This is a genomic window from Moritella sp. PE36, from assembly GCF_000170855.1.
Classification (GTDB): Bacteria; Pseudomonadota; Gammaproteobacteria; order Enterobacterales; family Moritellaceae; genus Moritella.
Genome location: NZ_ABCQ01000009.1, coordinates 1 through 12587, shown reverse-complemented (window position 1 = coordinate 12587; position 12587 = coordinate 1). Strand labels below are relative to the sequence as shown.

At 40.1% G+C, this 12587-nt stretch carries 11 protein-coding genes and 1 tRNA gene; 4 read left to right on the top strand and 8 right to left on the bottom strand.

The genetic code is table 11. The features are described from left to right. Nucleotides 1-3: 3 nt before the first annotated feature. Together PE36_RS07580 and PE36_RS07575 are read left to right on the top strand one after the other, a co-directional pair. On the top strand, nt 4-1041 hold the full coding sequence (locus PE36_RS07580) for a phospholipase A (protein ID WP_006031398.1): 1038 nt from the start codon (nt 4-6) through the stop codon (nt 1039-1041). Nucleotides 1042-1209: 168 nt separating this feature from the next. Further along, nucleotides 1210-1285, top strand: a tRNA-His gene (locus PE36_RS07575). 127 nt (nt 1286-1412) lie between these two features. Here PE36_RS07575 and PE36_RS07570 read toward each other — a convergent pair. Further along, on the bottom strand, nt 1413-1997 hold the full coding sequence (locus PE36_RS07570; protein ID WP_006031397.1) for a Tfp pilus assembly protein FimT/FimU: 585 nt from the start codon (nt 1995-1997) through the stop codon (nt 1413-1415). A gap of 258 nt (nt 1998-2255) precedes the next feature. On the opposite strand from PE36_RS07570, the gene PE36_RS07565 reads away from it, so the two are divergent. After that, nucleotides 2256-3725, top strand: a complete 1470-nt coding sequence (locus PE36_RS07565; RefSeq protein ID WP_043994244.1) for a peptide MFS transporter — start codon at nt 2256-2258, stop codon at nt 3723-3725. Nucleotides 3726-3890: 165 nt separating this feature from the next. Here PE36_RS07565 and PE36_RS07560 read toward each other — a convergent pair whose 3' ends face one another. The 7 genes from PE36_RS07560 to PE36_RS07530 all read right to left on the bottom strand — a co-directional run bounded on the left by PE36_RS07560 (nt 3891) and on the right by PE36_RS07530 (nt 12170). Further along, nucleotides 3891-4343, bottom strand: a complete 453-nt coding sequence (locus PE36_RS07560) for a hypothetical protein (RefSeq protein WP_006031395.1) — start codon at nt 4341-4343, stop codon at nt 3891-3893. Then, the gene (locus PE36_RS07555) at nt 4330-4662 is read right to left on the bottom strand and encodes a hypothetical protein (RefSeq protein WP_006031394.1); all 333 of its coding nucleotides are present in this window, start codon (nt 4660-4662) and stop codon (nt 4330-4332) included. The genes PE36_RS07560 and PE36_RS07555 overlap by 14 nt, the downstream gene beginning before the upstream one ends. Nucleotides 4663-5582: 920 nt before the next feature. Then, complete coding sequence (locus PE36_RS07550) at nt 5583-6527, bottom strand: ABC transporter permease (protein ID WP_043994242.1); 945 nt, start codon at nt 6525-6527, stop codon at nt 5583-5585. A gap of 5 nt (nt 6528-6532) precedes the next feature. Next, entirely contained in the window at nt 6533-7507 is a 975-nt protein-coding gene (locus PE36_RS07545; RefSeq protein ID WP_006031390.1) for an ABC transporter permease, read from the bottom strand. Between the two features lie 156 nt (nt 7508-7663). Further along, nucleotides 7664-9214, bottom strand: coding sequence for an ABC transporter substrate-binding protein (locus PE36_RS07540; RefSeq protein ID WP_006031389.1), 1551 nt, complete (start codon nt 9212-9214; stop codon nt 7664-7666). A gap of 95 nt (nt 9215-9309) precedes the next feature. Continuing rightward, entirely contained in the window at nt 9310-11022 is a 1713-nt protein-coding gene (locus PE36_RS07535; protein ID WP_043994239.1) for an ABC transporter ATP-binding protein, read from the bottom strand. Nucleotides 11023-11291: 269 nt separating this feature from the next. Beyond that, on the bottom strand, nt 11292-12170 hold the full coding sequence (locus PE36_RS07530) for a LysR family transcriptional regulator (RefSeq protein ID WP_006031387.1): 879 nt from the start codon (nt 12168-12170) through the stop codon (nt 11292-11294). 178 nt (nt 12171-12348) lie between these two features. Between PE36_RS07530 and PE36_RS07525 the strand changes: the two genes are divergently transcribed. After that, nucleotides 12349-12587, top strand: a 239-nt coding sequence (locus PE36_RS07525) for an MATE family efflux transporter (protein ID WP_006031386.1), incomplete at its 3' end; no start/stop codon positions are given.

Genomic DNA, 12587 nt, shown 5'->3' with positions numbered 1-12587 from the left:
TAAATGGAATCTATTTTGCAACGATTGAACTATAAAAAACTTGGTTTAGTGTCTTTATTTCTGTTCGTTAGTTACCAGACTCAAGCTGTCACACAAAGCGAGTGTATTGCAAAGCAAGTCGCAAATAGCGCATCAGAAGTGACGTTAGGAGAAATTAGAGCTATATGTAAAGCGCAGAGCACTATTGACGAAGATGGCTCAATCATTATCCGTGGTAAAAAAGTGAAAGCGGGAGTGCTGACTCGGCGGATAGTTGAAGAACGGCAAAATGATACATCTGAGTTTGTACTTACTCCTCATCGAATGAATTATATTTTACCTGTTTACAGTACCAATCAAATCAATCCTGACGCTTATAGTCAAGCTCAAGCCATAAATGATGGTTATAAAACAGTCGAGTCTAAATTTCAATTGAGTCTTAAATTACCGTTAAGTTACCATTCGTTATTCGTTGACGGTGACCGTATCTATGCTGGATTTACGATCGAAGCTTGGTGGCAAGTGTACGCCAATGAGATTTCGAGTCCCTTTAGAGAAACAAACTACAGACCCGAAATGTTCTATGTTGCGCCATTAGATTGGCATCCTAATGATGCAAATACAGGCGTCATGGTCGGGTTTGAACATCAATCTAATGGCCGCTCAGGTAGCCTCTCTCGATCATGGAATCGTATTTATGCCGAATTCATCTACGAGCAAGGCAATTTAGTCTGGCGTATTAGACCTTGGTATCGTTTACCAGAAGATTCTAAAGCAGATCCTACAAGTCCTAAAGGCGATGATAATCCTGATATAGATGACTATATGGGGAATTTCGAATATGGTATTGGCTATGATTTTGGCCAGTATGAATTGAGTGCGGAGATGCGTCAGAATTTTGCGACCAGTAACGGTTCTGTGCAAATAAATCTGACCACACCTTTGTATGGTAAGTTGAAAGGGTATATCACAGTATTTAATGGTTATGGTGATAGCTTGATTGATTATAATCACAGTCAAACCCGTTTTGGTGTTGGCATCGCGCTTAATAACATGTTTTAAATTGCGCTCTTTTTAATTGGCTGTTTAAATTTAAAACGAAGGGCGTGGAAAGTGTTCATGCGCCGTAAGTCGGCTTGCATGTTGAAACTAACTGCTGCATACTCTCTCACATCGAAATAATAGACGGTCTGGCTAACAATATTTAGCGAGATAAGTCGATAGTTAATGGCGGTTGTAGCTCAGTTGGTAGAGCCCCGGATTGTGATTCCGGTTGTCGAGGGTTCAAATCCCTTCAGTCGCCCCATATTAAGAAGCACTGAACGTGAATACGTTCGGTGCTTTTTTTTATCAAAAATATAGAGTATTACTCGAATCGTCGTTACTGCTTTTGATATCACGTGTAATGGGATTTAACTTCCAAACGCGCAATTTTAATCCCTGAAAATAGTCGTCACTTTACCTTTTTCGGCATCGTAATTTATCACTATCTTGGCTTTATTCTTGTTGGTCTCGCTGTCACCTAAACTACGTAATACGTAAGTACATTGGTTACTGTAGCTATTACCAGGCTCTGTGCCTTTATGGCGGTAAGCTTCAAAGTCACTGCCATCGTCATCAAGAGATACTGAAGGTGGATCAGCTAATAACTCTTCCCATAATGAGACGCAACCTTGCTGGCCTTTACCTATATTGTGCGGGTTTGTCATTACTCCCTGGGCATTACCTTTGTCGATCCCGATGGGAAACCCGCTTGGATTGACGTCGAGTTCCCCGTTGCCATAACCTGGGATATCAACCATGTACTCACTTTTCCCCAGTACTTGGTAGCGAATTTGTACAAAGCTAACAGCTTGTTGATAAGCGGCTGCAATCGCTTTAACGCGGCTTATTTCCGCATCTTCACGGAAGTTTAAAAATTTAGGGATCGCGATAGCAGCCATCACAGCCAAAATTATAATAGTGATAGCTAATTCAATAAGGGTAAACCCATTTGCCGTTCTTGATTGAGATGTCATTCCGTATCTGTGTCTTATCATTAGTTTAGTTATTTTTTATGATTATATCGTATTAACTAGCTAACACCCATAATATAATAATCCGAATGTTCATGTTTATTCGTTATATTTGTTAGGTTTTAATGGGTTGCATGTAGTGAAATGTAATGTGTTAGTGTTAATTTATGAGATCTCCACCCATATTTGATTACTCCCTAAGTGTTAGTATTTGGTCGTATTTACCTTTCTTTACTTATCCATACTATAAGAGATTAAGTTATGTGGAATCGACTAAATAAATCTATGATGTGTTGCCAAATGCTGTTTGGTTTATCTTTCTACGGCGTAATGGTTGTTTTAACCCGTTTCTTTTTAGAAGATTTAGGGTATAGCGAAGCTGACACCATGATGGTTGTTGGTGCTTTTTCTTCTATCGGCCCGTTGTTTGCGATTGCTGGTGGTTTCATTGCTGATAAGTTCTTAGGTGCTTATCGCTCTCTAACGATTGCTTATCTTGGCTTTGCTGTTGGTTATACCTTACTTGTTTTAGGTGCATCGTCAGGTAATGTACCGCTGAGTCTTGTTGGTATTGCACTGGCAAGTTATGCGCGTGGTCTTATGTCACCTTCATACCCTAGCTTGTACAAGCGAACGTTTGCGAGTCAGGAAGACTTTGAAAATGGTTACTCAGTTAACTATTCTGTGAATAATATTGGTGCCTTCTTAGGTCAGTACTTATTCCCGATGTTGGTGCTTATGGTTGGGTTTAATGGCAGCTTCATGTTGTCAGCAACGATGGCCGCTATTGCTTTCATTATTCTAGTTGTTTCACGCAAACCATTATTAACAGTGGGTGCCGAGATTGACCAAGCGCTAGTAAGCACAAAAAACTGGATTGCCTTTACAGCGCTGTCATTAGGTATGATTGGTTTAGTCTTTTTCATGTTCTCTAACATGGGTATCGGCCAAAACATCGTATATGCAATTGGTGCTGCTGCGATCCTTTATTTCATCTCATTGATGCTTAAAGCTGAACGTGCTGATGCATTAAAAATGGGTACTATTCTTATCATGACGGTATTAACGACAGCGTTCTTTGTTTATTACGGTCAAATGATGACATCAATGACGATGGTCACAATCAATACCATGCGTGGTGATCTGTTTGGTTTCATTCCAATTGCACCGGAAGCGGCAATGGCAATGAATCCACTGTGGTGTATTGTTGGTGGTCCAGTGATCGCATATGTATTCTCGTCACTTGAAAAACGTAACATTAACTTCACGACTGCGACGAAAGTGGGTTTCTCATTTATTCTAACGGCGATTGCGTTTGGTATTCTTACCATGGCAGTACTAAACGTGGGTGAAGATGTGATTATCCGCCCTGAAGTCTTCCTGGCTATTCACTTCTTCCAAGCATTTGCTGAAGTCATTGTGGGCAGTATGGTTGTCGCATTTATCTTGTCTGTCGCACCGAAGCACATTGAGAACTTCTCGGTGAGTCTGTTCTCTGTGGCTATTGCCATGAGTGGTATTGTTGGTGCGGTATTCTCTACTTCGATTGCGATGGAGAAGGGCCAGGTGATCACCCAAGAGATCGTCCAAACAGTTTACGGTGACTACTTCAGCTTGTTGACTGGATTAGCTGTAGTGATGGTAGTGGTCGCATTTATGGCTTCGTTTGTTATTCGTAAGATGCTTGAGAAGAGTAAAGAAGCAGAAGCGATGACACCAGCAGAAGCGTAATAACACATTGTTTTAAATAATACGGTAGGGCTATGACCTAAGCTATAGACCTACGAATTTACTGACGAAAAGGAGGCTTCTAAATTGATATTAGAAGCCTTATTTATTATTTCACCGCTAACTTCGCATTGTCCAGATCTGGCTACGTAAACATATCTTTTACCATTACTTCATAGTTCCTAATTTATCGTATAGTGAAACTAAGTTCACTTCTAGGTTTCTATTCTGAAGCGCTTTTTCTATTTTATTTCTAACATTGGAAGGTACTTGATTGAAATCAGATTCTTTACCGACTAGAGCAATAGATAAATACATGTAAGTCAATGCTGCCATGTCAATATCACTGGAATCATTGAACACCAAGGCTTGAGCTAATGAGTACAATTCTTCTTTAGCTGAGCAATCAACAAGATTCTTAGCTTTATAATAAAAGACCCCTTTTGCAACTGCTTCTCTAGGAAGTCCGATTAATTGCTCCAAAGAGATGGCTGGCTTTCTTTTTTCTATTTCAACACAGCTCTTCACTTTAGCTTCATACGCAAGGTAATGTTCGGGTTGCACTGCACATGCACTAGAACTTAGTAATGCAGTTGCTATCACAAATTTAGCTAGTTTCATTGTATACACACCTCCAGAATTTTTTTTCAGCGGCAGTCAGTTTAGATGACTTAAATATCACCATCTCACCTGCTATGTGATCTACTCTATTTCTTAACATTGGGGTAGATGAAGACATTGCAGAACCCAGTAAATCAAAATCTGTAGTATAGATCTTATAAGAAGCTGAAACAGGACCGTTTTTGACAAAAATATCACTCAGAATAGAAACACCTAAAGTAACACTTAAAATCTGAGCGCTTCTACTTATATCTCTGATATTTTTAATAGCCTCTTTACTTTCTGGGCCAAATACCACACCTTCTACTTGACAAGTCATGACGCATCTTTGTTTTTTTAATTTAAAAGAACAACAATATCATAAGGATAGTAGTTGAGAGTACTAGATAAGCATTAATCTAATTCAGTTATGTTTTACTTGAGTCAGGTCAATAATGAGAAAGCGTAAGAATATAAATACTTAACAAGCCAATTCTTAGAGCCTCTAACGGTAGAGTCTCCCAACCTAACTCACTTCTGCGGATACAAATTTAATATGTAGTGCTATGGCGGCAGCTGCGGTACAAAGTGAGCAATGAACAATCCAAAACACCGTAATAATAATTTCATTCATTATAGATTCGAGCATTCAAAGGCATTAGCAAACACGCAATAGTGTAAGTTATATAGATTTGGGAATCAGAGACGTTCTACTATAAGACGATGGAGCAAGTATGGTTACTGTGAAAAGGCTTCAGGCAGGGCAATATTCTGTATCTGATGGAAGATAGATAATTAAAGATGATATGTATTAAATAGCGAACAAGAACATGATTTTGGTCAATTAACGATTTTATCGGCCGAAAAATAATACGCTACTGATGGCGCAACTCCTTTTGGTGACCACTATATGGCTTCAAGTCATGGACGGAGGCAAAGTAAAAAGGAGTTTAATGCCGGAGGTGAAAAACGGAAACCCTGGCCCTACAATTTTATATTTTTTAGCTATGGCAGCTATATGTGTATTTTTCCTAGTTTTTAGAGGCTATTGAATATGATACTTTGGGAAAGTATCGCCTAACAAATTGCAGCACTTTGAAGCATAAGCTCTAAGCCGTTTCTGTCCTGACAGGAAGATAAGAGTAACAAATCGCAATACTGTGGAAGGTTGTTTTCATTATATAAAAAAGCACTGAACGTATTCACGAACAGTGCTTTTTTATTACTATCACTTACATATAAATAATAACGCTTATTTTCTTAACCTTTATAAATCTTAGGGTTAAACGCATCACGTAACCAGTCACCAAGCAGGTTAATTACCAGAACAAGTGTTACCAGTAATACACCCGGGAAGGCTGTGATCCACCAAGCACCAGAGAAAATATACTTAAAGCCGGTACTGATTAACGCACCTAACGAAGGTTGGTCAACCGGTAAACCTAAGCCTAAGAACGACAATGCTGCTTCTGACATAATGGCATTGGCAATCTGCACTGTTGAAATCACTAGGATAGGGGACAAGCAGTTTGGCAGAATGTGTCTAAACATAATGCGCATTGACTTTAAGCCCATCACTTGTGCGGCTTCAACGTATTCTTTTTGTTTCTCGGCCAATACCGATGCACGAATAGTACGCGCATACTGAGGCCATTCGGCAATACCAATGATCACCACGAGCATGACCACCGCATATTGACTAAAGAACTCACTACCAAAGCTGGCTTTAAAGATCGCCGAGACAATGATTGCTACCATCATGGTTGAAAATGACAACTGTACGTCAGCAAAGCGCATCAGGAAGCTATCAATACGGCCACCGAAGTAACCTGCCGACAGACCAATCACAATACCTAAGACTAATTGTACTGCAACGGCTAAGAAACCGATTGTCAGTGATAAACGCGAACCATAAAGCATGGTTGATAAAATATCACGGCCTTGATCATCTGTACCTAATAGGAAACGTTCGTCACCCTCTTCTAACCAAGACGGCGGTAACTCTGAATCCATGATATCAATAGTGGTAATATCATACGGGTCTGTTGGCGCGATTAACGGTGCCGCTAATGCAGCGATCAAGAACGTCATAAAGATCGCAAAACTGAACATCGCGACCTTATCTCTTAAGAAATAATAAATAAGATCTGAATTTTTAAAGCGTTCCCAGCGAGTAGGAACATGAGATGAAGTAATTGTGTTCATACCTATTATCCTTTACCTGTAATGTTTACGGTAGGGTTAATCACCCCATATAACAGGTCAACTAGGGTATTTGTTACCACAAAGATTAAACCAACGAAGATGACATACGCAGTGATTAGAGGTGTGTCTACACGGTTAATCGCTTCTAAGAATAGGAAACCTGTCCCTGGCCACTGAAATACCGTTTCGGTCAAAATTGTGTAAGCAATCATAGTACCGATTTGTACACCACCAACCGTGATAACTGGCAGCATGGTATTTTTAAGCGCATGTATATAATAAATTTTGTTTAGTGATAAGCCTTTCGCTTTAGCAAACTTTATGTATTCCGAGCTCAATGCTTCTAGCATTTCAGAGCGAACCAAGCGGATGAAAAGTGGCAGCATGATAGACGCAAGTGAAACACTTGGTAAGATTAAATGCAATAAACCATCTTTAGTAAGGAAACCTGTTTCCCAGCCCATGATATTGACCGTTTCACCACGTCCATAAGAGGGTAGCCAACCTAGTTCGATGGAGAAGATGTACATCAGTATGATAGCAGTAAGGAATACCGGTACAGAGATACCAATGCTACTGACAGCCATAATTATTTTAGTGAGTGTACTTTTGGGATGAATAGCTGAGTAAACTCCTAACGGAATTGACACAAAAACGATAATTAATGCTGCGCCAAACACCAATTCAAGTGTTGCTTGAAGTTTATCTAAGATAACTTCTGCTGCAGGTCTTTTAAAGAAATACGAAGTGCCGAGGTCACCTTGCACTGCATTAATAATAAAACGACTATATTTAGTCATGTAAGGATCATTAAGACCTAGCTCATCACGAAGTGTTTGTCGTTCTGCTTCAGATACAGATTGACCAACTAATTCACGTAATGGATCGCCTAGATTATCTTGAATGGAAAATGCTACCAAACTGATCACGAACATTACTATCAAGGCTTGAAACAGGCGTTTGATCAGAAATGTAAACATTCCTTGTCTCCCAAAGTATTATTAAATCTATAGCCTTTATAGCTATATTTTTTTGTAAAAATAATCGGTGTTTTTATCAGAGTATAGTGATAAAAACACCGCATAGTCACGGTATGAAATACCGATAAGTTGTCGTAGTTTATTTAGCCGTAAAGCTTATTTAACTACTAGGTCACCAAAGTATGGGAAGTTTAGTGCGTTTACAATCGGATCAATTTGTAGATTCGATTTTGCGCCCCAAGCTAGATCTTGCCAATGTAGTGGCACGAAAGCTGCTTCGTCATACAAGATGTTTTCAACACGTTGCAGCATAACACCACGTTTTACTGAGTCTGTTTCTGCGTTTGCACTGTTTACTAATTTATCAACTTCAGCGTTTGAGTATTGACCGCAGTTGTAAGCACCACGACCTGTTTCTTCATCACGTGTCATTGTTAAGAATTCAGAGAAGTTCGCTGAATCTTCAGTATCGGAATGCCAACCAATCATCATCATGTCAGCTGCGCAAAGATCAAATTCAGGCCAGTATTGTGCTTTTGGCATTGTTTTTAGGTCAACTTTAATGCCAATTTTAGATAGCATTGAAGCAGACGCTTGTGCAATTTTCGCATCGTTAACATAACGATTGTTTGGCGCCATCATTGAAAGTTTAAAGCCATTTTCATAACCTGCATCTTTCATTAACTGTTTAGCTTTTTTCAAGTCATAACGTGGCACTAGGTCAGCGTCATAGCCAGCGTAACCTGCAGGACCTTGTTGGCCAGCGGTTGTGCCGAAGCCTTTCATGATTTTCTTCACAATTGCTTCGTTATTGATTGCATGTACGATAGCTTGACGTACGCGCACATCTTTAAGCGCTGGGTTGCTGTTTTGATTCATTTGGAACGTGATAATACGCGTACCAGATACTGTTACCAGATCGATATTTTTTGTTTTTGAAACACGTTTTTGATCGTTTGGTGCAACAGGGTGGATCATGTCAACGTCGCCAGAAAGTAGTGCAGCAACACGTGTCGCATCTTCTTTAATTGGCACAAGCGTTAGCTTGTCTACGTTACCTGGTGATTTAGTATCCCAGTAACCGTCGAAACGTTCGAATACAACTTTTACACCTTGCTCACGAGAAGCAATAGTGAAAGGACCTGTACCAGATACGTTTGTTGACGCATATGAACTACCGTGTTTAACGATGGCAGATTTGTCTTTACCGTTCGCCTGACCAGAGTAGAACTTCTTATCCATTGGGAAGATATAAGTTGCTGTCTGTAGAACCAATGGGTACGGTTCTGAAGACACGATTTCTACCGTGTAGTCATCAATCTTAGTCATTTTCTCATATGGAGAGAAAACATTTTTGAAATCAACTGATAATTTTAGACGGTCGAATGTCCATACAACATCATCAGCAGTTAGTTGGTTACCAGAGTGGAATTTTACGCCTTTACGTAGGTGAAAACGGAAAGTTGTGTCATTTACACGTTCCCATTTTTCTGCAATACGGCCTTCAAAATCGAAATCTTTGGTAAAACGAACCAGCGGATCAAACAGCATGTGCGACATCTGTAGTGTACCACCAGATAGTTGCTCATGCGGGTCAAGCGATACCGGATCTGCATCATAAGCAACAGTAATGTCTGCTGCTGCAGCGCTAAAGCTTAGGCCTGCGGCCATTAGGGCAATGGCTAGTTTGGTCTTTAAGGTTTTCATTTGCATAACTCCTTCATGCTGGGACGTGACTCCCGAATGTGTTGTGTTTTTTTTGTTCTTATTAAACGGTTGTTTCTTCGTTTTTCTAATAATAACTAGCTTGCTAACTTGTCACGCAAGCCTTTAAATTCAGGCATTAACGAAATAAGATGTTGGCTGTATTCATGCTGTGGATTCGTAAATAAGTCTTCCGTTGCAGCCACTTCAAGCAGTTTACCTTTTTGCATTACACCGACGCGATCACTCACTTGACGAATAACCGGTAAATCATGACTAATAAACAGCATAGTTAGATTGAGTTCGTCTTGTAAATCTTTAAGTAGATTAAGAATTTGTGCTTGTACTGATACATCAAGTGCTGATGTTGGTTCGTCACAAATTAATAAACGCGGACGTGTTGCCAGCGCGCGGGCAATCGAAATACGTTGACGTTGGCCACCAGAGAATTCGTGTGGGTATTTTACCCCAGCCATTCTACCGAGTCCGACATGATCAAGTAGATCATGTACAATTTGACGAACTTCAGTTTCTGATGATGCCAGTTTGTGGAAACGGATAGGTTCTGAAATGATATCAAAAACCTTCATTCGCGGATTCATCGACGTATATGGATTTTGGAACACCATCTGCATTTGACGACGGATCGGGCGACGTTCTTTTTCAGATTTCAATGCGGTTAAATCAATGCCTTCGAACGTGATATTACCTTCATTCGGGGTATAAAGTCCGGCGATAATACGTGCAATCGTTGATTTACCTGAACCAGACTCACCCACCAGACCAAAGGTTTCACCTTCGTTAATATGGAAGCTTACGTTGTCAGATGCTTGTACGTATTCACGTTTGCTTTCAAAGAATGAATCTTTAGTCACAAAGCGCAGACTTACATCATTCACTGTCAGTAGTGGACCTGTGTATTCACGTTGATCCTGACTTTGACCTAACCAGTGGTTTTTAATATCGATTTGCTTCATTTCTTCGGCTTCTTCGATATAGCTAACCAGTGGGAAACGGTCTAATTTGATATCAGAGCGCGGTACCGCAGAAATAAGGCTACGGGTATATTCATGCGAAGGATCGCTCAGCACTTGCTTGGTTGGACCAAATTCAACAAGATCACCACGGTACATCACGGCAATTTTATCTGTTACATTCGATACCACACCCATATCGTGGGTGACGAGCATACAACCCACGTTTTTCTTAATACATAAGTCACGGATCAGTTTTAGAATTTGATCTTGAATTGAAACATCAAGTGCTGTTGTTGGTTCATCGGCAATGATTAAGTCGGGTTCACAAGACAATGCGATAGCGATAACCACACGCTGTCTCATACCACCAGAGAACTGATGCGGATATTGTTTAATACGTAATTCAGGCTCAGGTATACCCACTTGTTCCATTAAGGTCAGTGCCCGAGAGAACGCTTCTTTTTTGCTTACATCAAGATTGGCTAGAATAGTTTCTGTAATTTGACGTTCGATGGTAAAAAGTGGATTTAGCGATGTCATTGGATCTTGGAAGATGAAGCCGATTTTTGAGCCACGTACTTTGCGCATCTCTTCGGGTGTTAACCCCGATATTTTTTCACCTTCAAGATATACTTCGCCGCTAGCAATAACACCTGGTGGGCTTAATAGATCAATAACAGCATTACCTACCGTTGATTTACCTGCACCAGATTCGCCAACTACACCAACGATTTCACCACGTTCGATAGAAAAAGACAATGATTTCACTGCTGCGTGAACACCATGTCGAGATGGATATTCGATGCGAAGATTTTTAACTTCTAATAAAGACATTACCAGACCCTTATAACTCGATGATTCCGCATCCAGTCTGAAAAATTGATTCCATTCATTATCAGCAGTACATGTCACTGATATGTTACGTGACTATAATCTTACAAATAAACTGCGATAAAGCAACATAAAAGGGATAAAAATCTAGATTCCGTAACTTTATTGCACTAAAACGCAGGTTATCCATAGTATTTTTAGATTTTTCAAAAATAGTTACGCGCACAATTATAGACTTTTTACGCAAAATTAACTAAAAAGTAATACTGTTACTATTTTGTAACACCCTGATTTAAGGCTTGGTAGATCCAGTTCATGACCGGGCCACTGGCTTGATCTCGACGTTTAACTATGCCCATTTCAATCAATAAAGGGTCGGTAATATGAACAGTGGATAATTCTGATAAAGCGCCTTTATACCAATGTATATTAGCGATATGCTCAGGCACTAACGCCCAGCCAATACCCCTGATAACTAATTCGGTAATGTAATAATAACTGTCGATATGCCAATGATTCGGTGAAATCGCCTTAGCCTGTGTTATGCCCATACGATCACGAATGACTAGTTGTCTAAATTGGTTCAACTGCTCGATTTTAGGTTCAGGGACCTTTGCTAGAGGGTGCTCAGGAGCCACAATCAAAGTTTGACTAAATTTACCAATCGACATGAATTCGAGCGAATCTAACAGTGCTTTTAAGTGGAATAAAATCCCGAGATCTGCTTTTTTCTCATCAACCCATTTAGCAATGTCGGCTTGTGAACCGCTGATCATATTGATCTTAAGTAGGGGAAACTGCATGGCGATATCTTCAAATAAATGTTGAAACGCCATGAGTGGAGCTGCTTCATCCATGGCGATAGTTATTGATATCTCTTCACCACCAGAAACGGTTAGCGCACGTGATTGCAGGCGTTGGCATTGCTTCAATACGGCTTCAGCTTCGGCGTACATATCTTCGCCTGCTGGTGTCAGTATCGGTAGTCGTGCACTGCGATCAAACAAGGTTACATCAAGGTCAGCTTCTAAATTAGCGATTGCGGTACTGACTCGTGATTGTGCTTTGCCCAAATGGCGTGCAGCGGCAGAGAAAGATCCGAGTTTTACTGCGGTTACAAATGCTTCTAATTGATCGACTGTCCAATTCACTTTATTTCTCGCTTTATCTGAGTGGTTGCTAGGTGAGTTATAATCTACAGATTACCGATACTATCAAATATAAATACTGCCTTCTATCCGAAAATCGGATGGATGCTAACTTTCACCAATAGCAAAAACAAGCATAATGCATAGGAATAAATATATTCAATATTAAATAGAGGTTTTTGTGAGAGCATCACCGTTACAATCAAGATCGTTAGAGCAAAACAAGACCGAGTTAACATCGGATGCTGAGATTAAACGTTCTTTTTGGCGTTATGCGATCCCGTCGATTGCCGCGATGTTGGTTAGCGGGCTTTATCAAATTATCGATGGTATTTTTGTCGGTCATTATGTCGGTGTAGAAGGGCTTGCGGGTATTAACATGGCGTGGCCGATTACCTTTGTTGTTTCAGGACTGGGTTT

Bases quoted from the DNA above. Each gene is read 5' to 3' on its own strand.
- PE36_RS07580 (WP_006031398.1), top strand. From the start codon at position 4: ATGGAATCTATTTTGCAACGATTGAACTATAAAAAACTTGGTTTAGTG.
- PE36_RS07570 (WP_006031397.1), bottom strand. From the start codon at position 1,997: ATGACATCTCAATCAAGAACGGCAAATGGGTTTACCCTTATTGAATTA.
- PE36_RS07565 (WP_043994244.1), top strand. From the start codon at position 2,256: ATGTGGAATCGACTAAATAAATCTATGATGTGTTGCCAAATGCTGTTT.
- PE36_RS07560 (WP_006031395.1), bottom strand. From the start codon at position 4,343: ATGAAACTAGCTAAATTTGTGATAGCAACTGCATTACTAAGTTCTAGT.
- PE36_RS07555 (WP_006031394.1), bottom strand. From the start codon at position 4,662: ATGACTTGTCAAGTAGAAGGTGTGGTATTTGGCCCAGAAAGTAAAGAG.
- PE36_RS07550 (WP_043994242.1), bottom strand. From the start codon at position 6,527: ATGAACACAATTACTTCATCTCATGTTCCTACTCGCTGGGAACGCTTT.
- PE36_RS07545 (WP_006031390.1), bottom strand. From the start codon at position 7,507: ATGTTTACATTTCTGATCAAACGCCTGTTTCAAGCCTTGATAGTAATG.
- PE36_RS07540 (WP_006031389.1), bottom strand. From the start codon at position 9,214: ATGAAAACCTTAAAGACCAAACTAGCCATTGCCCTAATGGCCGCAGGC.
- PE36_RS07535 (WP_043994239.1), bottom strand. From the start codon at position 11,022: ATGTCTTTATTAGAAGTTAAAAATCTTCGCATCGAATATCCATCTCGA.